At 37.2% G+C, this 24,189-nt stretch carries 16 protein-coding genes, 2 pseudogenes and 1 riboswitch; of the genes and pseudogenes, 2 read left to right on the plus strand and 16 right to left on the minus strand.

Annotated features, from left to right (window positions below; translation table 11 throughout):
- Positions 1 to 29: 29 nt before the first annotated feature.
- From essA to ACIQZI_RS22685, 6 genes are all read right to left on the minus strand, one after another.
- Positions 30 to 512, minus strand: coding sequence for a type VII secretion protein EssA (gene essA, locus ACIQZI_RS22660; protein ID WP_403077731.1), 483 nt, complete (start codon positions 510 to 512; stop codon positions 30 to 32).
- On the minus strand, positions 502 to 3,366 hold the full coding sequence (gene esaA / locus ACIQZI_RS22665) for a type VII secretion protein EsaA (protein ID WP_403077737.1): 2,865 nt from the start codon (positions 3,364 to 3,366) through the stop codon (positions 502 to 504). Before esaA ends, essA begins: the two co-directional genes overlap by 11 nt.
- Positions 3,363 to 7,838 (minus strand): type VII secretion protein EssC, encoded by a 4,476-nt coding sequence (gene essC / locus ACIQZI_RS22670; protein WP_403077742.1) that lies wholly within the window; start codon positions 7,836 to 7,838, stop codon positions 3,363 to 3,365. Before essC ends, esaA begins: the two co-directional genes overlap by 4 nt.
- A gap of 21 nt (positions 7,839 to 7,859) precedes the next feature.
- Positions 7,860 to 9,179, minus strand: a complete 1,320-nt coding sequence (gene essB / locus ACIQZI_RS22675) for a type VII secretion protein EssB (RefSeq protein WP_403077747.1) — start codon at positions 9,177 to 9,179, stop codon at positions 7,860 to 7,862.
- A 45-nt stretch (positions 9,180 to 9,224) separates the two neighbouring features.
- Positions 9,225 to 9,476, minus strand: a complete 252-nt coding sequence (yukD, locus tag ACIQZI_RS22680; protein WP_403077750.1) for an ESX secretion system protein YukD — start codon at positions 9,474 to 9,476, stop codon at positions 9,225 to 9,227.
- 77 nt (positions 9,477 to 9,553) lie between these two features.
- A complete protein-coding gene (locus ACIQZI_RS22685) occupies positions 9,554 to 9,847 on the minus strand; it encodes a WXG100 family type VII secretion target (protein ID WP_062187117.1) in 294 nt (97 codons plus the stop codon).
- 526 nt (positions 9,848 to 10,373) lie between these two features.
- Positions 10,374 to 10,482: riboswitch (SAM riboswitch) on the plus strand.
- A 126-nt stretch (positions 10,483 to 10,608) separates the two neighbouring features.
- On the opposite strand from ACIQZI_RS22685, the gene ACIQZI_RS22690 reads away from it, so the two are divergent.
- The gene (locus ACIQZI_RS22690) at positions 10,609 to 11,727 is read left to right on the plus strand and encodes a 5-methyltetrahydropteroyltriglutamate--homocysteine S-methyltransferase (RefSeq protein WP_062187118.1); all 1,119 of its coding nucleotides are present in this window, start codon (positions 10,609 to 10,611) and stop codon (positions 11,725 to 11,727) included.
- Positions 11,728 to 11,962: 235 nt separating this feature from the next.
- Here the strand turns inward: ACIQZI_RS22690 and ACIQZI_RS22695 are convergent, their stop codons facing one another.
- The 6 genes and pseudogenes from ACIQZI_RS22695 to ACIQZI_RS22720 form a co-directional block, all read right to left on the minus strand.
- Positions 11,963 to 12,760 carry a GH25 family lysozyme gene (locus ACIQZI_RS22695; RefSeq protein WP_403077755.1) on the minus strand — a complete coding sequence of 266 codons (798 nt, stop codon included), beginning with the start codon at positions 12,758 to 12,760 and terminating at the stop codon, positions 11,963 to 11,965.
- A 429-nt stretch (positions 12,761 to 13,189) separates the two neighbouring features.
- Entirely contained in the window at positions 13,190 to 13,906 is a 717-nt protein-coding gene (locus tag ACIQZI_RS22700; protein WP_062187120.1) for a 3-ketoacyl-ACP reductase, read from the minus strand.
- A 350-nt stretch (positions 13,907 to 14,256) separates the two neighbouring features.
- Positions 14,257 to 14,757 (minus strand): annotated as a pseudogene (locus ACIQZI_RS22705) (plasmid pRiA4b ORF-3 family protein); the annotation flags it as partial.
- A gap of 60 nt (positions 14,758 to 14,817) precedes the next feature.
- Positions 14,818 to 15,594 carry a YibE/F family protein gene (locus tag ACIQZI_RS22710; protein WP_403077759.1) on the minus strand — a complete coding sequence of 259 codons (777 nt, stop codon included), beginning with the start codon at positions 15,592 to 15,594 and terminating at the stop codon, positions 14,818 to 14,820.
- Complete coding sequence (locus ACIQZI_RS22715; protein ID WP_403077761.1) at positions 15,591 to 16,730, minus strand: YibE/F family protein; 1,140 nt, start codon at positions 16,728 to 16,730, stop codon at positions 15,591 to 15,593. Before ACIQZI_RS22715 ends, ACIQZI_RS22710 begins: the two co-directional genes overlap by 4 nt.
- A 557-nt stretch (positions 16,731 to 17,287) precedes the next feature.
- The gene (locus ACIQZI_RS22720; RefSeq protein WP_403077764.1) at positions 17,288 to 19,411 is read right to left on the minus strand and encodes a glycoside hydrolase family 3 protein; all 2,124 of its coding nucleotides are present in this window, start codon (positions 19,409 to 19,411) and stop codon (positions 17,288 to 17,290) included.
- Positions 19,412 to 19,602: 191 nt separating this feature from the next.
- Between ACIQZI_RS22720 and ACIQZI_RS22725 the strand changes: the two genes are divergently transcribed.
- Positions 19,603 to 20,517, plus strand: a complete 915-nt coding sequence (locus ACIQZI_RS22725) for an AraC family transcriptional regulator (RefSeq protein ID WP_403077766.1) — start codon at positions 19,603 to 19,605, stop codon at positions 20,515 to 20,517.
- A gap of 436 nt (positions 20,518 to 20,953) precedes the next feature.
- On the opposite strand, the gene ACIQZI_RS22730 is transcribed toward ACIQZI_RS22725, so the two are convergent.
- The 4 genes and pseudogenes from ACIQZI_RS22730 to ACIQZI_RS22745 form a co-directional block, all read right to left on the minus strand.
- Positions 20,954 to 21,946 (minus strand): LLM class flavin-dependent oxidoreductase, encoded by a 993-nt coding sequence (locus ACIQZI_RS22730; RefSeq protein WP_403077770.1) that lies wholly within the window; start codon positions 21,944 to 21,946, stop codon positions 20,954 to 20,956.
- A 67-nt stretch (positions 21,947 to 22,013) separates the two neighbouring features.
- Positions 22,014 to 22,286 (minus strand): annotated as a pseudogene (locus tag ACIQZI_RS22735) (NAD(P)H-binding protein); the annotation flags it as partial.
- 404 nt (positions 22,287 to 22,690) lie between these two features.
- Positions 22,691 to 23,125 carry a MarR family winged helix-turn-helix transcriptional regulator gene (locus ACIQZI_RS22740; protein ID WP_403077773.1) on the minus strand — a complete coding sequence of 145 codons (435 nt, stop codon included), beginning with the start codon at positions 23,123 to 23,125 and terminating at the stop codon, positions 22,691 to 22,693.
- A 305-nt stretch (positions 23,126 to 23,430) separates the two neighbouring features.
- Positions 23,431 to 24,111 carry a helix-turn-helix transcriptional regulator gene (locus ACIQZI_RS22745; protein WP_403077776.1) on the minus strand — a complete coding sequence of 227 codons (681 nt, stop codon included), beginning with the start codon at positions 24,109 to 24,111 and terminating at the stop codon, positions 23,431 to 23,433.
- Between the last annotated feature and the right edge of the window lie 78 nt (positions 24,112 to 24,189).

Here is a 24,189-nt window from a genome sequence, read left to right on the forward strand (position 1 = left end):
TTGGACACTAGGTGAAGCTACTCTTGAACTTACTTGCTGTGAACCATCTTTGGAATAAGTATGACGAACAAGATTAGCAAGCCTATTATTAGCAAGCCAATGTATACAATCAATATTTTAGACTTCTGCTTTTCCGTTTGCGGCATTTTATCTTCATGATAATATCTTTTCACATTTTCATCGGTAAAAAGTTGTAGCTGTGAGGCCCGTGATGCGATTGTATTCGTTTCAATATTCATATCTGTAAACAACTGCGCTTTTACTTTTTCAAGCGGATTCGAATTATTTTTTTTAAAAGTAAGCTCTTGCACCTCTTTAGGTATCGATTTCTTATTTTCATACAGTGACTCATCATGAAGATAATCGGTGTTTTCCTTAAATTCTTTCTTCTCATACGTATTTGGTGTCAAATCATCAATACTTGACTCTGCTCTGGCTGAATCCGCATCTGTAAATAAGACACGGATGACCAAAAACATCAGCAATACAAGGATTTTACCATTAAGCCTCATGAGCCTGTTCCTCTTCCGGAGTAAAGACACTTTTCAAGGCCCTTATCACATACGGAATGACGGAAAGCAGCAGAATCATGCCAAGTAACACGATGATTGCCGTTATAAAAAGAGAGTCTGTTCCATACTGGATCGACATATACACTTGAGACATCGGGTCTTGATAATCGATATTCGGTGCTGTAAGAGCAAGTAATGGACTAATGAAAAACATGACAAGACCTACACTTGCCAGCCAACCAGTCCAAGTACTTATGGAAAAACAAACAAATACGACTGTCGAAGCTGCCATTAGAAGGAGAATCGTAAAAATTGACCATTCAATCGCACGTTCCTCTCCGAGCGGATAAATATTCAAGCCAAACAAGCTAATGATTAAGCCTACAATCAGATTTAATAAGACAAACATGGATCCTTTTACGAGCATTGGTGCATCTTTAAAATAATAGCTAAAATAACCAATTAACAAGCTACTTATTAAAACGATCACTAGCACCACTACTGGAGGCACTTTCTTTGTTTCTTGCTTCGAAATAGCATTCCCGCTTATTTCAAGCGGATTGGATAAATGGTCATACACGACGCCATTTTTCTGACCATCTACAAATGTATTGCCAAGCAGATTAAAGATATCATTCCTAACCAGTGTTGTTGTATCAACATTCGCCGTCCATTTATCATTCAGTTTATTGGCATCTTGCTGTACGCCTTGAACCTTTGTTTGAAGCTCATCCGTAAATTGGACGATATTCCCCTGACTTTCACCAAGTGAGTCCATTAGTTGATTCATCATAATCATTTCCTGACCAATTCCCTTGTGATGGATAACGACTGTATTACCATCTTCTCCATTACTCGGAATCGGCGTATCAGTAGACATAAGCTGAACTTGATTCATGACCGTGTTCGCACTCTCATCTAATGAAGCTAGATCTTCCAAAATGGCTGCCTGTTGCTCCCCCATTTTTTTACTATATTCTGTAAAGAATCCAGTAAAGTAATCTTGCAATCCTGTCAGCTTCTCTCCTGCGAAAGGCATATCAGCTGATAGCTTATCCCATATATTCTGCTCCTGTTCATTAACCCCTAGCATTGAATTCACTTTTTCTAATAAGTGCGTTAAGCTCTCTGGATTTCCTGCTAAACTATTTTGTAATGTTTCCTTATACTGAACGAGAGAAGAATGATATTTCAGAAGGGTTTCTGGACTTCTATAATAAATTTCCTTATTAAATATAGGTTCTAATTTTCTCTTTCTTTCCCCTGTTAAAGCTTCTAATCCCAGGATTTCCTGTTCTTGTTTTTCAATTTCTACTACTGCAGTTTGAAAGTTGTCTAACGGTGAATTGAGTTGATTTAATAAGCTTTGGTTCACCTCCGCCAGTCTATTATACTCTGTAGCTAGCATTTCATTTTTCTTCACCAATTCATTATTAACCGCTTTTAGTTCATCGACTGTTTTTTGCAGCGGATTTTCTGCTTGATCAAATGCGGCAAGCTTTTGTTCTACTTTTGACAGCCTTCCTGCTATTTCTGGCAATTGATTAATGCCCGCCGTGACCTGCTCTGGTTTAGGATCGGCAATGGCTTCAAGAGATCCTTTCAATCCATTAAGCTCATTCATAATAACTTGCAGTTCATTCCTCTCCTCATTCAAACCTGGAGTTTGAATGGAACTGTCATTAGCTGCCGAAACAGTTCCTACCTGATCACCAGTAGGCAAAGCTGGATCAGATTCTGCGCTAGGACCCGGAAGATCAGGATGATTCGATTCAGGGGCCCCTTTATTCAATTCAGTTTTCAACGTAATAATTGTGCTTTCATGTTTATTCAACGTTGTTGTTTCTTGCCCTTTCAAATAGTTGATTAAATCACTCTTTTGGCGTTCCACCTCATTTTGCCGAACCATTGAAAGAGTATTCACAGTTGCATTGTTTTCATCAAGTTGCTCGTTAATTGCCTCAATATTCGTGGAAATCTGTTCACTTTGCTCATCCAAGTAATCCATAGAATCTGAATATCTTGGGGCCTGATTTGCCGCTAGCGCTTGAACGCTTACGATATTTTCATCTTGAACCTTTTCGAGCATTAACTGCTGGATATTCTGATAATCTCGATAATCCTCCACATATTTGACAAACGATGTGAAGCTTTGTTCAAATTGCTTTACATTTTCTTCCCTCTTAGGGGATGCCTTTCCTACCGTAGTCATCGTGGACCGAATATTCTCCAACATTTTACGTTGTTGCTCAATCTCACCGGTAAGATTCTTGGAGCTTGGTTTATAAAATGCGAGCATCGCATTTTGAAAATCAATTTCCTTTTGAAGAATTCCATCAAATTTTGTTCGGACATTCTCGAGATCCTGGGAAACATATGTCCAGTATAAAGTAGAGACTTTCCCATTAACCCGACTCGTTGCGTTTTCAACTTCCCTTAAAACTTTCTCTCGATTATTCACATTTAACTGATCTTGTATCGTGTATTCGAATTTTGCTTTGACAGGATGCTCACTTTCATACGTCATGATTCGCTTTGAAAAATCGGACGGTATATAAATAACAGCATCATACTTTGTATTCTTTAAACCATTAACCGCCGCACTCCGACTTAGAAATGTCCATTTATATTCTGATCCATCCTTAAGGATTGCGGAAATCTCATCGCCAAAGTCCAAAGACTTTTCTTCTTTTTCCGTTCCATTGTCTTCATTTACAACTGCAATCGTCCTTGTTGCATTTTCTCTAACCTGCATCGGATGATCACCAATGGCACCAAAAAAGATCGCAGGTGTTACGATAATCAGAAAAACCGCGAGAATCAGCTTAATGATATACCTTGTTTTCCCCGTCATGTTAGAACCTTCCTTTCAATTACACATAGCGGAATTTGTATTTTACGCTCTTTTCCATTCATCACATAATAGCCATATCCTGCTTGAATTTCTTCCTCTTTCCGTTCGTAAGGAAGTGTAAATATCGTCTGTTCGGACTTCTTCATTAGAATGACGGCCTGACGGATTTGTTTCAATTCATTTGTTAATGGATCGTACCCTTTAGAAAGATCATTATTACTCCCAGACACGAGTACATTAAAGCCCAAATGACTGTAATTTTTCATGAGTCTTGCTATTCTATCCTGCATGAGACTATCAATGGTTTGTGAAAAGCGGGAATATCCATCTATGACAAGGAATAGTGGCGGAAAGCCTGAAAGGGTTGCGCCATTTCGAATCTTGAACAAATATTCCTCTTCCCTTTTTGATAAGATTTCTTCCACATTAGACAACCATTCTGAAATATGTTCCTTTGTTTCCATATAGAAGACCAATTCTTCCTCTGAATAGCTAGACAATCCTCGATCAAATGAGTCAAACACTCCGATGCTCTTGGTTCCCTGGAACAAGACTGTATCTAAGATCACTTTTATTAGATTGGTCTTCCCTTTTTGCGCTTGGCCAAGTATCATGCAATGGTTATTTTTATTAAAATCAGCTATTACCGGTTGTACATGTTCTTCATCCAAGCCAATTGGGATTATTCCAGTTTCCTCCATTGCGTCTGTATACTGTTTAAAGTTCATCATGTTCAGTTGATCTGGAAGCATAGGAATAGCTAAAGGAACTTTGAATCCTTGATACTTTTCTTTTATCAACTGAATATCGCTTCTTATTGCATCCATTAATTCAAAATCATCCTTACCATCTGCAGCCAAGAACACCTGTGAGAAATAGGCTTCGTCTTTTTTTATAACGGCCCTGCCTGGGATAGGCTCTTGGACAAATGAAGTTTTGCCTAAAACAGAATAAACCTCGGTATTGTCGATCAAATAATGAACGACTTTCGTTTTTAAGTTATTCATCAATGATTGACGAATCGAGCTGATCCTTGTTGCTGTAAAGATCATATAAATGCCAAGTGATTGGCCGTCTCGGGCAAATTGATTGATTTGTACCTCAAGATCTTGCATTTCTTCTTTAATAATGTCAAAGTTATCAATTGCAAAAAATACAAGTGGTAGCTTCTCGTTACTAATAGCATTATATAGTTTCATACTGCTAACTTCTTGTTGTTGAAATAAATGTTTTCTTCTAGCCATTTCATCCTTCAGAATCCTCATGAACTTTTCTATTTTCAACTTCTCATCCATTAAGAAAAAGTCGGCCGTATGAGGTAACTGTTTTAGTGGGAGCAGCGAACCATTCCCAAAGTCAAATAAGTAATAATGGATTTCTTCCGGGCTGTACCGTTCTGCCATGCTAAGAAGAAGTGTTAAAGCCGTTTGTGATTTCCCATAGCCGGACGAACCAAATATGCCAATATTTCCATCATCCATCACATCATACTCATATGGTGTCTGACTTTGCTTTTCAGGTTCATCGATTAAGGCTAATTGAATGTTCCCTTTTTCTATAGTTTGAAACGCTCTTCGTGACAGTCGATTTGCGAGTGGGGGCAGCCAAGGACTGTTCAATTTCTTTATCCCCATCGACTGTTGCAACGCTTCAATTTTATCAACAATCATATCTATTTCTGTCAGCACTTCTTTGTTTTTTCTTTCACTAGCTGTAACATCTGATAATGGGATAAGGCCTAAATCCGTTACGATCGCAATTTCATCTTCTGTCTCTGAAGTGTCTTCCAAATAAGGGGCACCGCTCCAAGCCGACTGAAAAAGCTCGTAAACTTCATTATTCCCCACTTGAAGATACCCTCTTCCGGTTACAGTTATAGAGGCAGCATCGCCATTTTTCAATATTTCTCTACTGTCATCTGTGTCCTGTACTTTCAAAGCAACTCTAAATCTAGCATTACTCCAGATTTGTTCGTCAATAATTCCACCTGGCTTTTGCGTAGCAAGGATAAGGTGAACACCTAGACTTCGCCCAATTCGGGCCGCACTAACAAGTTCACGGATAAATTCTGGTTCTTCGCTCTTTAACTCTGCAAACTCATCGGATATGAGAAAGAGATGAGGAAGTGGTACCTCTGCAACATCTTTTTTATATAAATCGGCATAATCATTAATATGGTTAACCTTATATTGATCGAATAAGCGTTGACGTCTCTTCAACTCACTTTTGATCGAAGCAAGTGCCCGTAAACTGAAATTTTTACTTCCCTCAATATTTGTAATCGTGCCTAAGAGATGCGGCATATTTTTAAAAGGTTGGGCCATGCCCCCCCCTTTATAATCAATAAGGAGAAAGGCCACTTCATGGGGATGAAAATGAACAGCAAGTGATAATATGTAGGTTTGTAAAAATTCACTTTTCCCCGATCCTGTTGTCCCAGCAAGCAAACCATGAGGCCCATGTGCCTTTTCATGAAGGTTCAATTCTACAAGATCCACTTTCCCCTTGAGGCCTACTGGTACTGCAAGTGATTTTTTTGCCTGCCTTGTTAACCAATTTTGTTTAATTGGAAGCTGGTCAATATCTTTTACATCGAGCATCCCCATAAAAGAAACACTTGAAGGTATCGAATTCGTCATCCCCACCTGATGGTCGAGTGTTCTTAGCATCCGGGAAAATACTTCATTTCCTTCGCTTTGATGAGCATCTAGCTTAAATGGAATGCTAACTGCTTTATTTTCCTGGATCAGGATATCGCCCTCTTGATCATTGATATAACGAACGAGTGTATGGATATTCTCATTCAAGCTTTCTTTTGATTCTGCTGCAAAAAGGACGGAAATGCCAAGATCAGCATGTTCACCTTCTAAATATTCTAATATGACATGGTCTGCGATTAACTGCCGATTCATAATGATAAAAACGATATATGGGGTAAATCTTACTTTTTCCTTATTTTCTTCTAAATTACGCTCACGAAGTATTTCGTATATGGATGAAAGCAACTGATCACGAGTTTGTTCATTATAAATGAGCCCTTTTGCATGTGCATGCGGCAATTGAAAATGAGGCAGCCATTTGATCCATTCCCACTCGCTATATTCCTGTTCATTAAATATACAGACAAACCTTATATCGTGATAACTGTGAAAGAAAGAAAGCTGCCCGATGATTTGGTGAATCTCATTCTTTACAACTTTCTCTTTGCCAATCAGACCGATAGAACCTTTTGACAGGTCAGCTACGATCGGTACATTTTTTATTTCCTGATACACCTTTTCCAACACTTGAGACTGTTCTAACAAATTGTCGATTTCCCGATTGGCCATGTCACCCGAACTAACCGAAACCTGGTAGCTAGATGGCACAGTTCCAGTACCCAATCTAAATTGAAGGAAATCATAACTTTCAATCGACCTCTCCCAAATCCGGTCCGAGATAAACCCGGTTAAGTATTTCATTCTTTCAAATGATGGAAAGTGATAATCTAGAACACGCTTTTGTTTTTCGGCTAATTCTTGAAGTTCCTTACGCTTATTTTCCAAATAAAGTGTATACACTCTATATCTTCGCTCTTTCTGCTTCTTCCGGGTTTGTTTATCTTTAAAAAATTGTACAGATGAGGTTACTAATGTAGTCATAAACATAACCATGGAAACGATAATAAAGATCCCTCTCGGCTGAATAATGGCAACTACACCCATAACTATTAACATAATCAGCGGAGGCATAATGATGAGCCATAGACCTCTATTGCTATCATCTGACTCCTGCGATGGGAACGATAGCGAAACCTTCTCTTCCGGAAGTTCATAAATCATTCTCGGAGTACGACGATAGGTCGGATACTTTTTGCTCATTTCTGACTGTGGGCGTCTGGTCAAAGGAAGACTCGTAACATATTTATCTAGACTGATGATTTCAATTAAATCGATATCTAATAAACGGATTTCCATAAAGGGAGAAAAGATAATGTCGCCTATTTCCACGATCATGTTCTGCCTGACCTTTTGTCCGTTTACAAAAAGAGTAGCCTCTTGTGGCTTCACTTGCCATCTTCCACCCGTTTTTAAAAGATGAAAAGAGTCGTTGTCTTGTTTTAAAATGGCTGTTTTCTTTTTATAGAAAACAGCATCCTCATTATCAGATGAAAAAGAAATTTCCTGTTGATACCCCATATAATATGTAGATGTTAATACATCCGAGGAAGTCAAAAACATCCTTAATGTTTCTCCTCGATCTTCAAGTTCGAACGGTTCTTCTACTTTACCTTCAAAAATCAATGTCTCATTTTGTCTAATAACAAAACGACTCTCTTCTATAACGATATCCAATATTCCCCCAGTGAAAGGAAACTCTCTAACTGTAACTGTTTGCTGGACATCGGGACCAACCGATAAAGAATGAGCTTGATCTTTGCCGAGTGGCACCCTCTGGTAATACTGATTATAGAACAACCAGAGATTACTCATGCTATCTCCTCCTGCAATCCTTTATTCATTATTCTTACTTTCAGCTGACTTTTGGCTATCGGTTGTCTGAGTTTTACCAGCCTGCTCCAAAGCTTGCTGTTGCTCAGCCTCCAATTTCGCTTGTTCCTCTTGTTTTTCTTTATTCCGTTTTTCCTCTTCTTCCAGCCTTTTCGCTTCTTCTTCCTGCGCTTTTTGTTCTTGCTCGTATTCATTTAATTCAGTTTGAATTTTATCTAGCTCTTGCTGTTTTTCTTCGCTTTTCATCTCTTCATCTGCTTTAATTTCTTCACTATACTGAATCAGTGCAAGAATAATGATATCTCGATCTTCAAGTGAACGAGCGATTTCCAAAGCTTCCTTTGCCTCACCTCTACCAATATGGATCCAATATTGATAATATTGAGGGTCTGCCTGAAGACTAACTGTATTTCGAATCACTTCTTTTTGATCTTCATTTAGCGCTTCATTAATAATGTAAGATTGTGCAAGTTCATATTGAACGATCTGTGGCATGCCTTTAATTTTATAATCTGATAAAGTATTGATTACCTGACTGTATTCTTTATTCAAAAAGTATTCCTGGCTATTAATGAAGGCAGCCTGTTTAGGTTGGCTAAGAATAAGTGAATACAAGCTATAAATCAGTGCCGGTAACAAAAAAATCAAAAGACCGAGAGAAACGAATCTAGTAATCTTCCATTCCTTTTTGGTTACTCGTACAAACTTCTTCTCTTGCATATCTAGCAATTTCATATTTTTTTGAATAATAGCCAAAAGCGCCTCTTCATTTTCTGTGTTCATGATTTCCGCTTCTTTGGGTGACAGCTCTAGTGTTTCATGAAACTTGAAATAGTGTAAAAAGGGATGCTTAGATACGACGGAAGCAGCCACGACGGCTTTTATCTCCTGCCAAAGTCTTTCCCGATCTTGTTCATAAGGAGGAATGCTCTCCATGACTCCATAATGTAAAAAATAGGGCGTTAAGCTTTCATCTGCTACAATATTTTCCGGACAGACGATCAAATGTAGCCGATGGAAGGGATGATTCATGATTTTTTTTAGGAGTTGAAAGGCAAAAACCCATCTGCTTTTTTCATCTTTACTTTGGATTTCGTTAAAGGATAAATAGGTTTGAGGCGATTGAAATACGAGGCTGAGTTCATCCTCTGTTAAGATAACCTCTTTATGTATAGAAGGGTCTATGTCTTTAATCATTTCCATTTCCGCTCGATCATTTAATTTAATTTTTTCCCTTTGAAAAATTAAATGAATAGAGTTATCTTCTCTCTTTAATACCGCTTCAAGCTGTTCTTCGAGATACGTTCGACTCTGTTCTGTCATGATTCAATACTCCTTTATAAAGTGAAATTTCAATCAGTGGGGGTTTTACTGCCCGTTAGATAAAATTTCAAAACGATCCCCAGTGGCGATTCCGTGCTCCACCAGCTTATCCGTTCCAGATAAGACAATTTGCTTGTTAGGTATCCGTACCCAATATCCCTCTCGCGGGGGTTCAGAGATGGCTTTAGCCTGCCAAACTATATCAATCAGTTTCTTAACAGAGTTATAGTTGGATAGACGGAGGTCGAAGCTGTCATTTCCATAATGTTTTAAATCGATTGTAACGATAATATACATTTTCTCACCTCATAGATGAAGGAGCGCCTTCATCTTGTGAAAATGGCGCTCCTACATACTTCATATTCAGATGGAAGTTACCCGCGAATCTGGCTAGCGATTTGGTTATCAGCATCAGCAAGAGCTCTCGCTGTGCTTTTAAGCTGCCGAGAAATATCCTCAAGTAAATTTTGCATTTGTACAAACGATGGTTTTAATGCATCGTATTGCTCACTAAATGCTCTGCTCGCTTCCCCTTCCCAAACACTTTCCAATTCACCAATCATCGTATTTAAGCGAGTAATCTGATCTCCTACCTGATTGCTTTCACTCGTATAACGGTTGGACATACTATCTAGTTCTGCAGGGGTAACACGAATAATTCCAGACATGTAATCCTCTCCTTTTCAATATATTTACTATAATTGTAAAAATACAAACAGAAAAGGTCAATTCATTCCTTAGCCATATGAGAAAAAGAGGAATAATTACCCAATATTTCCACACCAAACGAATAATATATAGATTCGCATAGGGTTTTTTTCCTTGTTTTTAAACAATATTATTTCAAAAAAATAGATACTAAGACTTTTGCTCTTTGTAATCGGAAATGGGTAATTTTATCTCTTTATTAAATTCCTCAAGAAATAAACTGAAATAGCCGCTTTACCCATTTGATTAGCTCACTTCACGAAGTGGATTCATTCGTTCAGCCCGATCTTTAATTTCTTTGTCAATCTCATTTACTTTATTATCTATAAAACGAGAATACTCTTATTACATCGAGTAGATCCCATCTACATTTGCAAAAAAAACGGCTTGCTACGATCTTTCTCGGTTTAAAAAACTACTTGTATTTTCCTTCACAGCGTGGTAAATTTGGATAAATCGAATTTTTCAAATAACTGAATACTCACATTCTTATCAAGAGAGACGGAGGGATTGGCCCGATGATGTCTCAGCAACCAGCCGTGTTTCGGCAAGGTGCTAATTCCTATAGGTATAGAACATACCTAGAAGATAAGAAGATCGTCTTCGTATTTTCGCGGGCCCTCTTCTTACTCGAGGGCCCTTTTATTTTTGTTTATTGGCAAAAAAACTTGACCTAATTAAACGCTTTATGAAAAATCTATAAAAGGAAGTAGGAAATAACATGACAAAATTAGCAGCGCAAGAAAGAGTAACGAATGTACCATTTAAAGCAGATCACGTCGGTAGCTTTTTACGACCAGAACGCCTTAAGCAAGCACGTTTACAAAAGGACAACGGTGAAATTACAGCTGATGAATTACGAAAAATCGAGGACGAGGAAATTATAAAGCTAGTTGAAAAGCAAAAAGAGGCTGGTCTTACAGCTGTTACTGATGGTGAATTTAGACGCGCTTGGTGGCATTTAGATTTTCTTTCAGGTTTTGATGGGGTTGTGTTTCATGAAACGAATGATGGCATTCAATTTAACGGTGTTAAAACAAGAGCGCACGGCATTAAGGTAACGGAAAAAATCGCATTTTCTGATCATTATATGATTGATCATTATAAGTTCCTTCATAATATTGCAGGCGATGCTGTTGCAAAATTTGCCATACCAAGTCCCAATATGCTTTATTTCAGAGGAACACTAGAAACTGATGTTTACCGTACTCACGAAGAATTTTATGATGATTTAATTGCTGCCTATCAAGGGGTTATTCAAGCACTTTATGATGCCGGTTGCCGATACCTCCAATTAGATGATACGGCTTGGTCCCTATTCTTTTCTGAAAAAGGCAGAGAGCAAATCGCTAAGAGAGGGTCAGATCCTGCTACATTAGCAGAACTGTTTGCTAGAGGGATCAATGAATCCATCGCAAATAAGCCAGATGATATGATCATTACGATGCACATTTGCCGAGGCAATTTTAGATCAACATATTCATCCACTGGTGGTTATGAAGATGCTTCTAAAACGATTTTCGGTGGATTAAATCTTGACGGTCTTTTCCTTGAATTTGATGATGATCGTTCAGGTGGTTTTGAACCGCTGCGTCATATAAATAGACCTGACCTTTCCGTTGTATTAGGCTTAATCACTTCTAAAAAAGGCGCATTGGAAGATCCCGAACGGATTAAGGAAAGAATCGCAGAAGCTTCAGAGTATGTTTCATTAGATCAAATCTGTTTGAGCCCACAATGCGGGTTTGCTTCAACAGAAGAAGGTAATGAACTGACAGAAGAAGAACAATGGGCAAAAGTACGCCACGTTGTGAATATTGCACAAGATGTTTGGAAATAACCAAAGAAAATAGTCCTAATCAATCTATAGATCCATCTTCGCCAGGTAGTAAAGTACAATTTAATAAAGCACTACTATATATGTCGATGTACTCTGCTGTTTTTCTTGCAATCGTAATAAATACTTATATTTCCAACAAGAAGAGCCTTCGTGTATTTTGTAAACTCACGAAGACTCTTCTTTAATTTAAGGTATCAAAAAAATCATCAAGCACCTTGAGACATAATAGTTTTAACTACTTATCCAGCAATTTTAATCGATCTAGGATAACCGCCAATTGTGCCCTTGTGACTGGTTCATCCGGCTTCATTGAACCATCTCCATAGCCCATTAGAATTCCTGCCTTTTTTGCTTTTTCTAAAGACTTTTCGGCCCAATGTCCTGTAATATCATCTATATGATCTACCACTATAACACTCTCCTTTTGATCAATACCTATAAACCACTCGATTGATTTATTGCCATATAAAACATTTAGATCAAGATCCCCTTCATACCAGCTAACTTTCCCAACTGACGTGTATTGCCAAATGTCACAAGGATAATCAGGTTGTGTTTGCCTTGATCCATTATTTGGCCCATATCTTGGCAGCCATAAGAAATCCGTTTTCACTTTATCCATAGAGTATGGTTTGTAAAAGTGATGTCCGGTATATAATCCCGTTTTCCATCCAGCTGCTTTACAAACATCAATAAATGCTTGCGTGGCAGGTACCATTTGTGCATCGGTGGCAGTCGTTTTTTCTTCTACATCTACAACTAGAAATTTAGCATCTTGATCAATGCGATTTAGAAAATCATTGGCTTCTACCTTTGCATCATTCACACTAACAAAGTGAGCATATGCATAATGGCCAAATGGGATACCGTATCTTTTACAATTTGCTACGTGATTTTTATATTCCCTATCAATTATTCTAGATCCGTGCTGGACCCGAATGATCATAAAAGCAACTTCTTGAGCAGCCTTTTCCCAATTAATTTTATTTGAAGGTTGATAATGTGAAATGTCTACAATTTGACTTTTAGCCATCGCTCGTCCCCTCCTTTTTAATAATTTATTCGAAAAAAAAACAATCGATTGGACAGCTCACTCACTTATGAGCATTTTTCTTAGACTAACCAGGAAGCATGTTTCCCTATACACATCAGCTACTAGTAACAACCATAAATACATACAGTCCTGTATGTATTCTCTAAGATTTTAACAGCAATGGTAGGCATGAAAAAAAGGCTGGCAGATGCCCTCCTGGTTATGTATAAACATCCATTTTCATCATTATTACCTTCATTACTTAAATTAATGAGTGCATAATCAAAAGTCACTGTAACTGTTGTAGCCCTCCCAACATTCACATTCTATGATACTTTTTTGTAATTTCCGTACCAATATTAAAGTTTTTTATTCAAAAAAAGAAGACGCCATCCGAAAAACATTGGATAGCGTCTTGTTATAGTTCTATTAAGGATTCGTTGACCAAAGTCCAGCATGTTTTAATACAACACGTGGATGCAGTTTAAGCTGTGCAACCATTAAGTCTGCTAAATCTTCCGCTTGCATCACTTTTTCTGGATTGCCGTCTGTTAAATTTAGCTCTACAGCCATATCTGTTGCAACGGTACTTGGCGTTAATGTTGTAACACGAATATTTTTCTTACGCACTTCTAGCATTAATGACTCACTTAGTCCGATCACTGCGGCTTTTGAAGCCGAGTATGCACTTGTAATGGGTGCACCTTTTTGTCCAGCTGTTGATGAGATATTAATGATGTCACCTGTGTTACGCTCGATCATTTCTGGTAATACCGCACGTGTTGTGTAGTATACACCTTTGACGTTAACATCGATAATATTTGTCCACTCTTCAGGTGTTAAGTCCATGAAGCCACCGAATTTTGAAATGCCAGCATTGTTTACTAAAATATCAATTGCACCAAGCTCTCCACGAATTGATTCAACTGCTGTCGTGATCGAGTCTAAATCCGCTACATTTGCGCAAGCGTATGCTACCTTCACATCATACTGTTTTAGTTCCTCTGCTACTTGTTGTAAATTTTCAAGCGTACGTCCAACAAGACCTACGTGAATACCTTCTTTGGCAAAAGCTATTGCTGTTGCACGTCCAATTCCACGCCCTGCTCCTGTAATTAACGCTACTTTTCCTGTGATCGTTTGCATGTTTTCCGCTCCTTTACTTTAGATGAGATCGTTTTATTGTCACCTTTTTTGAAATGAATTGTGGGTAAACACATTTTAATAATTAAGTAAGATGAATTGATTAATTAAGTAGTTACTATTATTTTGGCACATCATTCTTCTAAATAGAGAATTACGTTTCTTTATATGAAAGCTTAATTAACATATAGCAGATGCTCAGAAGATTTTCAACTTCATTGCTTCGTTGTATCTATATATTTATCTGATATTATTCGATAATTCTCATGATCTACTTTATCCCACTCAGTCTTTTTGAATTTATGGTGCTTGAGACCTTGATTCATAGACGCTTTATCGAATAATCGGAACCCCTACTCAGCCGCCCAATTTTGGAAATAGTTATGCTCTGGGTGAGAAGAGCTTTGATAGACTTCAAGAAAGTGCTCAAATCCAGGTAGACCATCTACATCCTCCGGCGGTGCTTCTCCTGCCCAATCGAGCACGGTTGGGAAACCAAAATAATAATCCTCCACGACTTCTTCTAGCTTCACATGAATGCGCCAATCATCACCGAAATCATACACATATAAAAATTCATCCAAGCGCTCCAAATAAGTATCAATTTTTATACGTGTTGGCTGCTTCACCGGAATTCCTTTATACGATTTGCTTTTCGCTTCATCTATTTGTTGTACATTATTCGTTACAACAACATCATCTAGCTGAAACTCGAACAAATGAATAAGCTCATACGGATATCTACTCTGAAAATTCGTTACATTTTGAACAACATCATGCAAACGATTAAATGTAATCCCACCTGGTACAATTACTTTTCTCAACACAACTGGCTCAATATTTTCAAATTGAAAGGTTAAATAGAGAACCTTCCTTTTTCTTTTCTACTCGTTCTAGCTTTCCTATCATGAAGCCTATTTAGATATCTTGCCTTTTTCTCTTGTTTTCACTAAAAAATACGCATTAATCCAGGAGGCAATTGGAATAATCAGAGCTATCCCCATTCCAGCACAAAGTATAGTTATCATCTCAGCACTAAATACTTTTGAATTTACGATTTCTCCAACCGAATAAGATAAATCTTTAAACCATAGAAGCAATCCCAGATATCCCCCAAAGAAGGCAAAAAATAACGTATTCGTATTTGTGCCTAAGATATCCTTCCCAATACTTAACCCAGATGCGAATAAATCTTTCCTACTAATTAATGGATTATGATAAAATATCTCGCGCATGGGAGACGTAATAGAAATGGCAACATCAGTAATGGCACCGATCGTACTCATAATAATCACGGAAGCTCCAATTTTAACAAAATCTACACCTATATAAAGCGAAAATATGCTAAGCTCTTCTATTTCTTCTTCACCAAACCCCTGAATCATAGCATTTTCTGTCACGATGACAATAAAAGAAAGTAAAATAATAATCGTGATAATAGTAGAAATGAATGCAGTAGTTGTTTTACTGTTTACTTCATTAATATAAAATAGATTAATACAACTAATCACTGCACAAGCAATCAATGTTAAGATAATCGGATCAGCATTTGGATCTGTCATAAACAGTATAGTAAGAAGTAGCACACCAAAGTTTAAGAATAAAGAAATAAAAGACCGTGCTCCCTTTTTTCCACCAATAAGTATCATCAGTATAAATAAAATAGCCGCCAGCCACACTAATACAGTCATGATCTTGCCTTCTTTCGATTAACAAAATAAATAGACGTATACAGACCGATCGGAATCGCTAACACAATTCCAATACCACCAGCTAAGGCTCGAGCCAACTCCAATGAAAGGTTCATAGAAAGGGTAAACGCCAATGGAGAAGCATTTTTGAAATACAAAATAAGCATTGGAATGGAACCACTTATGTATGCAAAAAATAATATATTCGTCATCGTTCCCATAATGTCTTTGCCAATATCCAATCCTGAAGTTTTAAGTGCTTTGATTGATATGTTGTTATTCTGTTCATACAACCCAAAGATAGATGATGACATTGTAATAGCTACATCCATTACAGCTCCTAAAGACCCGATAAATACCCCCGCCATAAATACCATTTGATAAGGACGAGTAAGGAATTGCATCTCTTCATAACGAAGGCCTTTTCCAGAAGTTAACCATATAACAAGATAGGTAATGAACAGTGAGATAAAAGTTCCTAGCAAGGTCGCAATAATAGCTGCATATGTTTTTTCATTAAAACCGTTAACGAGTAACAAAGAAATGGCAGTAAATAAAATAACACTTATACCACAAATCAATACCAAACTCGTTTCTGGGTCATACAAATAGACATCTAATGCATAAGATAATAAAACCGCATTGACTGCCAAACTTATAATAGAAAATAGCCCTTGTTTTTTTCCAACGATAAGTAAAATAAAGATAAAAATCCAAGCTATAAATAAAACGTATTTATCACGTTTTACGTCTTTTATGGCGCCAGTTAAATCTTCATTTTCTTCTGTATTCGTATCAATAGAAACAAACAATTCATTTCCAACACGGTATTCTTGATCATAAGCTCCGGATGATGAATATTCATTCTTTAAATGGATAACTTTCCCTTTATTTTCTCCATTTTTTATTTCAGCTATTATACGCTGTGTGAATAGATGATCTTTATTATTATGTATATCAATCATTTCAGATGTATCTTCCAGATTGATTTTGATGACTTTGGCTATTGGGCGTTCATAAAACGAATCATTGTGATTAATAAAAAAAACAGAGACGGCAAAACAAAGTCCTATTATGGTGTACAAAACTATTTTTTTGTAAGACATTTTTTTAAATTTGTTTACGATAACATTCAAAAAAAAACCTCCAACTATCAGGATGGAACCCAGTGTATAAAGTGAAACTTCAATCAGTGGTACCCGTTAATACGGAGTAAAATTTAAATGTAGTTTTTAGGGACCAATTGAAATTTTTCATAATTTTTTTCAAAAAAGTGCATGATTCTGAGCATTAGGGTGTCGCCAGCACAGGAGCCTCACCTAACGATTGTAGTCAGTTAATAATGGCATTAGAATAACAGGAATGTATTTTAACAGTCAAGAAAACCTCTCCCAATTCATCTTATTATTATGGCTTGGTTTACATGCATCGATACGTTCCTGCCACATCACTTGTCATTCATTTCGTGTCAAAAAAACTCCTAACCCTTTCAGTGTTATGATGATTATCATTTAACACTGAAAGGGTTAGGAGTTGGATATATTTGTCATTTATACACACGTGACTGACAATATGAATGAAAAATCCCCTCTAAGTAGACTGTTAAGAACATATTATCATGTTCTCTTTTTTTGGTGTCTACCTAAAGGGGGTTATATTACAGCACTTTTAGAATTAACAGAGCCTATTGTTATTAATAGCTTAGTCCATGGCCTAGTTTATAGATATTGCCATCGCTATCCTTGTACGCATAGCTGAGTCCTGCAGGCATATACTTGTCCTTGTCATAGCCTGGTACATCATTCCTTGACACACAATCACCATTCTGATAAACGGCAATTACTTCCTCACTTGCTGGTAATGTCAATGGCAAAACGCCTACTGGTCGGCTATTGCCTGCGATAACTTCAAACTGCGCATTATAGAAAGTATCGTATCCAGCAATTAAAGCATCTGCCAACGGTTCTACACTTCCAAGAATCCATGGTAATGTCACATTAACACTGATAATCACTTTTCCGCCACGGCTATGAATGTTATCTGCCACTTCTTTTAGATGATTCATACCAGTTACGGTAGTTTCTTGATATAATGAGCCATCCAAAGCTGATACTACTTTATCCTCACAGATATCAAGTTCTAATAGTCCTGCTGTCGCGTTGAAATAAGAACCAGATTTTGGATGTAAGAACATAATCGCTACGTCAGCTTCTTCATAGTTATCAGTCAACGTAAACTGGCCAAGCTCTTGGCATTCTTTTCTTGCCTTTTCAGTGTACGTCGTTGCTCGTTCTACTTCCTTGTGTAATACTTCCACATAAACCTTCTTATTATTAAGCTTTTCAGCTGTTAATGGTAATGTCTCGCTTTGATTTTTAAGGATGGTTACAGATTTTTTATGTCCTTCATATGCAGCATCCCAATGAGCTTGGTTACTAACTATAGATGTAGCTAATTCTGGTGAATTATACGTACGATCATCGAAAAGACCTAAAGTAAACATTTCTGTTAGCAGTCGTACATTGGCCTCATTAATACGTTTTTCACTAATCCATCCTTTGCTAACAGCTAATTTAAGATTTTCTATATCATTTGTATCAGCAACTATATCTGTCCCAGCATTAACTGCTTTAGCAAAGCGTTCCGCCTCACTCAATTCTTCTACGCCCCAGCTCATATTATTCACAATACCGCTGTCACTATTAATATAGCCTTTAAATCCTAGTTTTTCTCTTAGAATATGTTTGATGAAATAATGATTAAATGTGAAGCCTACCTCTTCGAACGGAATGTCTTCCCCCTCGAACTCTTGTACCACACTCTTCTTGATGCTTGGTATAGAATAATATGGCATGATCGACGATGTTCCATGTTCTACTGCTGCTCTAAATGGTGGTAAGTGATACTTTTCTAAGCTTCCTGGAGTTGGGTATAGGTTCCACTTTCCTTCTGCATAATGAGGATCGAATCCATTTTCCCTTGCTCCGCCACCCGGAAAATGCTTCGTTGTCATTGCAATACTATCTTTCCCGAGCTCTTCACCTTGGAATCCATCGATAAGGCGACCGATCGCATCAGAAATAAATTCTGGGTTTTCTCCAAACGTACCATATGTCCGTTGCCATCTTGGATCTGTAACAGTGTCCGCCATATACATATAACCTTTTCTGATACCAGTAGCATCCCACTCTTTACGAGCAATTTCAGCAAATTCGCTAATAAGTGATGCATCTTCACCGTTTTTAATCTCTCCCTGTGCTGCCGCTGCAAGTCCTAGGGTTCCAGGCCATGTGGAGAAAATTCCACCTGCATCATTCATACCAAAAATAGGTTCTGCATTTTCATTTCTTGAATTAGATGCGATCAAGACAGGAATACCTAAACGGGTTCCCTCAGCAACTTCATTCATTTTATTAACCCACTCCGCCATTTCAGCTGGGCTAAAGTTGTCTCTTAAAATGAAGTGTCTTAAATTCCTTTTCTCAATAGTATGAGTTGTTCCGTATATTTTTGATGCGGCAAAGATATTTTCCCCTTTTTCCACAATCGCTTCATCTAATATACCATCATGACTTGTCTTTTCCTTATCTTCCTGAGCAAGTCCCATTTTACGTGAATTAATTAGCATCATACCGACCTTTTCATCGATGTTCATCAATGAGACTAGGTTCTCCGCACGTTCCTTTGGACTCAAACGCCAATCCTTATAAGGTTCTAGCTTCCCACTGTTATTCAAATCTTTAAATTTTAATCCATCCACTTCAATGATGTTCTTGACCCTGACTTCTAAATCGGGTTGTTTATGGTTAAATTCCATTTTAATGCCTCCTAAACTTGGTCTTCTTCTCATTATACCCTTGAGAAAAATCTATCTATCATTCCCACACTATATATACTAAATTTGATATCGCTTTCTTTATATTGTTATAATAACAACAAAAAGTTAAAAATAAATGGCGTATATTGCTCAAAATATTGTAATTATTGCTATATAGAGGATGACATTAAATGAAGCAATCTATTCTTATTCCAGTAATCAATAAAGGTTTTGAAATTCATTACTTTAGCAAAAAAAATCAATCCCATGATTGGCTCGAGGAATATAACGAATCATCCGAAAAATTTTCCCAATTAGAGTCTTTATTCCAATTGCACAGGCACGATGTTTTGGAGGTTCTTGTATTTTTAGATGGGGAGTGTGAATTCTTTTGTGAAGGAAAGACATATTCCTTAAAGAGAGGGGATGTTGTGGTGATCCCTCCTTATGCTGTTCATAAAGCGAATGTTAAGAGTATCGATAACTATGAGCGCATAATTGTTAGCGTTAGTGAGCATTTAATGAGCGACTTTCTATCTAGTTCACCTTCTATGAAAGAGAATATTGTTAATCAAAAGACACAAGGCTCTTATGTGTTACATCTGCATTCAAAAAATTTTCAAGATATTATTTTTTTACTAGATGAAGTAACTCATAGAATAAACAGTGGCGAAGAAAAATTCCCCTTCACAATAAATTACCAATTATTTCAGGCACTCCAAGTGATCTTTGATCCCGCAAGTAGTATGCCCAGCCTTAGAAACAAGGATGAACTAGACCAAAGGTTCCTATCTGTACTAGAGTACATTGAATCACATTTGACAGAGCCAGATTTAAGTTTAGACAATGTATCTAATTATTTTCATTTAAATAAATACTATTTTTCTCATTACTTTAAAAAGAACATGAACCTACCCTTTTACCGTTACGTATCACTAAAACGTCTATCTTTTGCTGTAACGATGATTAAACAAAATCAGAGCTCCATAGAGAAAATTGCCTTAAAATGCGGTTTTCCTGATTATTCGAGTTTTTACAGACTCTTTAAAAAGGAATACAATCTGTCACCAAAAGAGCTTCAAAAAGAATATAAAAATTTATACTAAGATGCGTCTACACAACACTCATTTAGGCGCGCTTACCCGTCTTTGTTAGTCAATAGGTATGTCCGTAATGAAGATATATCCACATAAACTTGAAGAAGGGTTAATGGATTACGAATATGGAGAATTTGAAGTAAAAATGCAATAAACAAATTTGTAGTAGCAGATCACACGAAATTGGAAACTACTGCAACGTCGAGAATTTGTAATGCCAAATCTGTTAATGGCATAATCACCGATCCGATAATTTCACCTTCCGTTGTAAAGAAGTATGAGGATAATGATATACATTTATTCTATTCTCCTCTTAATAATAATTAAAAGAAGAATAGAATAAATTGGCCCTCTTTCTTTACTTCGTTATTCTTTTAACTTGAATAAATGACATTATGAGCTCTTCTTCCAAGGTATCTATTGCACTGTCTAGACAACTCCTCCATTAAAACAATTCCCGTGCCAATAGTCGATAAACATCCAGGCGTTTCTCTTGTGAATGGGGAATACTACAAATCATCGCTTCATCAAACCCATAGTGAGCTTGCTCTTCTTGTAACAATGTTGCGATTTCCTTTACTGCGCCCACTAAATGAATTTTACGATTTTCTTTAATGGTCATGCGATCCATTTCCGTCAATGGATAATCACGGGCCTCTTCTGGTGTCAAAACTGCCCCGATCCTGCCTCTCATAAATAGTAACCGCCAAATATCTTGAGGCTTTGCTTCAAATTCAGCTTCTTCTTTTGTCTCAGCTGTTGTTACCATATAGGAAACATTGATTTGCGGTTTTTCCATAAAAGCTGAAGGTTGAAAGTTCTTTTTGTATGTATCTATAATCTCTTTGGTCATTTCACCATTGAAAAACTGTGCAAAAGAATAGCCTACGCCTCTACGCCCAGCTTGCACAGCGCTATTTCCAGTCGACCCCAACAGCCAAGCTTCTGGCAAAATGACTTGGGACGGTGTTGCGATTGTTTTATTATATAAGCCATCTTCAGGTACTTCGTCGTTGATCAACTGCAGTGCAGTATCAAATTTTTCATACATATTGTTTACCATCGGTTGGCGTCCTTCAGATAAAGCATAAATGGAATTGTTATCCCCACCAGGAGCTCGACCCACACCAAAATCAATACGGCCTGGTGAAAATGCACTTAGCGTTTTAAACACCTCAGCTAGTTTCAACGAGGAATAATGCATCAACATCACTCCACCAGTTCCAATACGAATTCTTTTTGTTTTTGCAGCCAAATGAGCTGTCGTCACTTCAGGGGCTGAACTTGCAAAAGTATTGGTTGCATGATGTTCTGCCATCCACATTCGATGAAAGCCTAATTCATCTCCTAAAACAGCCAATTCTTCCGCCTTTTTCAAAGCATCTGTAGCTGTATTCCCACTCGTAATGGGGGCTTGATCCAATATACTTAATCTCATCCTAAAAACATCCTTCCTATTAGTTTATTCTATCTAAAAATCGACCTTTTTTAGTCCATCTGAATGCTTAAATCTTATTCAATGCATCTGAAATTAGATTTTCACCCGACACTAGATCAAATGAACGGTTAAAAGTGTTTTCCATCGTTAAAGCAGTTATAATCGTTTGCGCTACTTCACGTGGAATCGAGGCGGCTTCTAAATCTTCCGCAATTGAAACTTTTCCAGTACCCGGCTCATTCAATAGTCCTCCAGGTCGAATAATCGTATAGATTAAGCCACTTTGCTCAAGGATTTTGTCCGCGTGATGTTTGGCACCATATAATGCTTGATACTGCTCCACTTTTCTCTCCTACATTGCTTTTTTATCAGGGTTTCCAACAATCTGAAATTTCCGACCATTTTCAGTAGGCTATGGTTCGACAACTTAATACCACTCGCCCCCACACATATCTCTCTCGAATTTGCCGTTGCATGTGCGCTTAATCATTTAGGGGAGGTGCTAATCTGATTTCTAGTATTATAATGTTCTGCAAACTAGTAGCTTATATAAACCAATCTTTGGGCTACCTACACAAGCGCTGTTGAAACCTGTAATGATCCGGTTGCCGTTTTACCTTGATGAATACTCGTAAGGTCTAAAATCAATAATTTTAATTCAGGTTGAGTTGTAGACATCTGATTTGCGCTTTTTTTATTCAGAAAATCATTAGTATGCTAATGATTTTCGCAAAAAAGCTGAGCTTAAGAAATATTCTCAGCCATTTTTTGCAAAAGCTTTTTTAACAATAAAAGTTCATCGGATGACATTCCATCCAATAACTTATCTTGTTGTTTTCGCCAAACTTTCTCAATCGGGCCTTTTACCTCTTTACCTTTAGCAGTTAAATAAACCCTGTTGATTCTGCCATCTAATTCATCACGCTGTCGGTAAATGAGACCGTAGCTTTCTAATGCTTTTACCATGTTTGCGATAGTTGGCGGTTCACAATTCAAACGTTCACTTAGCTGGATCTGTGTAATGCCGTCCCCTCTCCATAGTCGGCATAGCAACTGATCTTGACCAACATGCAGATTTAGTTCGCGTAACATTTCCGAGTAATTTCGCCGCATTTGCGTCGATATTTCATCGAGCACTTCTCGAATTTCATCTTCAATCAAAAGTGCACCTTCTTTCATAAACAACTAGGTAGCATGCTAACTATATCGCGAGATTGTTTTAACTTCAAGTAATTTGCTTTGTTGAAGATGTTTCAAAGCTGCAATTTAGGGACTTGTAGCTTATTTAAATCTAGTTCAGTCTTAGTCATTAATTGATTGGGTCACTCTGATGATCATATAACCAGAAATGTATATCTCCACAGAACAAGAAGCGATTGCTCTACTTGAACAATCGCACCCCTTTTGTTCAAGTACATTCTTTCACAAACTATAAGCTTATCTTCTAATATCACAGGAATGCTACCTCGATTGTTGAACAAACATTAATGTAACAATTTCATACGAAATAACTTAGCAACCGCTTCTGTTCGATTGGTGCTATTCGTTTTCAACATCACATTTTTCAAAAAATATTTCACAGTCGATTCGGTGATATGAAGAGTATTACTAATTTCCTTTGTCGTATAGCCATTGCTAATATATTGCATTACGATGATCTCCTTGTCTGTAAAATGTTTTGTTTGCGCATAGTCCGTTAGATGGAGTATGTGTACACAGTTATCACTAAACCTGCGCATCTCTTGTAGCACTTCGTCGGTCACTTTAAACTGCACATTGACACCGGTCATAAAACCAATTACGGTACCATTAATTGAAAAAGGAACGAGTATCATATTATGAATTGGTTCTGAAAGGACAAATTGATTACCAATCGAAAGTTGGAATTTACTATTATAAAAAAAGCGAACTTCATTATCTAAAATGGATTCATGTACATACGTATTAATTTTCATCGTTTCGTGTATATGGGCAATCGATTGAACATTCGGATGCTCGTAAGACAAAATACCACTAAAGGAACAATTGAGGATCGAATATTGAAACAGTTGCATAATACGACAAGGAAATGCTTCATAAAATATTTTCATCATTTCAAAGAGGCGCTCATTGATGAATTCAGTTTGTGGAATAGATAACAGTTGCTTTTGCCAATCTTTTATCATCAAAAATCACTCCATTCTTTTTTACTATATCAAATAGACTAGACGAAAGTATAAAGAAATAAATTGAAACTATACTTT

It is taken from the genome of Peribacillus sp. NPDC096379, assembly GCF_044762875.1.
In the GTDB taxonomy this organism is placed as follows: domain Bacteria; phylum Bacillota; class Bacilli; order Bacillales; family DSM-1321; genus Peribacillus.

Excerpts from the sequence above, each read along its gene's own strand:
- essA (WP_403077731.1), bottom strand. The coding sequence starts at position 512 with ATGAGGCTTAATGGTAAAATCCTTGTATTGCTGATGTTTTTGGTCATC.
- esaA (WP_403077737.1), bottom strand. The coding sequence starts at position 3,366 with ATGACGGGGAAAACAAGGTATATCATTAAGCTGATTCTCGCGGTTTTT.
- essC (WP_403077742.1), bottom strand. The coding sequence starts at position 7,838 with ATGAGTAATCTCTGGTTGTTCTATAATCAGTATTACCAGAGGGTGCCA.
- essB (WP_403077747.1), bottom strand. The coding sequence starts at position 9,179 with ATGACAGAACAGAGTCGAACGTATCTCGAAGAACAGCTTGAAGCGGTA.
- yukD (WP_403077750.1), bottom strand. The coding sequence starts at position 9,476 with ATGTATATTATCGTTACAATCGATTTAAAACATTATGGAAATGACAGC.
- ACIQZI_RS22685 (WP_062187117.1), bottom strand. The coding sequence starts at position 9,847 with ATGTCTGGAATTATTCGTGTTACCCCTGCAGAACTAGATAGTATGTCC.
- ACIQZI_RS22690 (WP_062187118.1), top strand. The coding sequence starts at position 10,609 with ATGACAAAATTAGCAGCGCAAGAAAGAGTAACGAATGTACCATTTAAA.
- ACIQZI_RS22695 (WP_403077755.1), bottom strand. The coding sequence starts at position 12,760 with ATGGCTAAAAGTCAAATTGTAGACATTTCACATTATCAACCTTCAAAT.
- ACIQZI_RS22700 (WP_062187120.1), bottom strand. The coding sequence starts at position 13,906 with ATGCAAACGATCACAGGAAAAGTAGCGTTAATTACAGGAGCAGGGCGT.
- ACIQZI_RS22710 (WP_403077759.1), bottom strand. The coding sequence starts at position 15,594 with ATGACTGTATTAGTGTGGCTGGCGGCTATTTTATTTATACTGATGATA.
- ACIQZI_RS22720 (WP_403077764.1), bottom strand. The coding sequence starts at position 19,411 with ATGGAATTTAACCATAAACAACCCGATTTAGAAGTCAGGGTCAAGAAC.
- ACIQZI_RS22725 (WP_403077766.1), top strand. The coding sequence starts at position 19,603 with ATGAAGCAATCTATTCTTATTCCAGTAATCAATAAAGGTTTTGAAATT.
- ACIQZI_RS22730 (WP_403077770.1), bottom strand. The coding sequence starts at position 21,946 with ATGAGATTAAGTATATTGGATCAAGCCCCCATTACGAGTGGGAATACA.
- ACIQZI_RS22740 (WP_403077773.1), bottom strand. The coding sequence starts at position 23,125 with ATGAAAGAAGGTGCACTTTTGATTGAAGATGAAATTCGAGAAGTGCTC.
- ACIQZI_RS22745 (WP_403077776.1), bottom strand. The coding sequence starts at position 24,111 with ATGATAAAAGATTGGCAAAAGCAACTGTTATCTATTCCACAAACTGAA.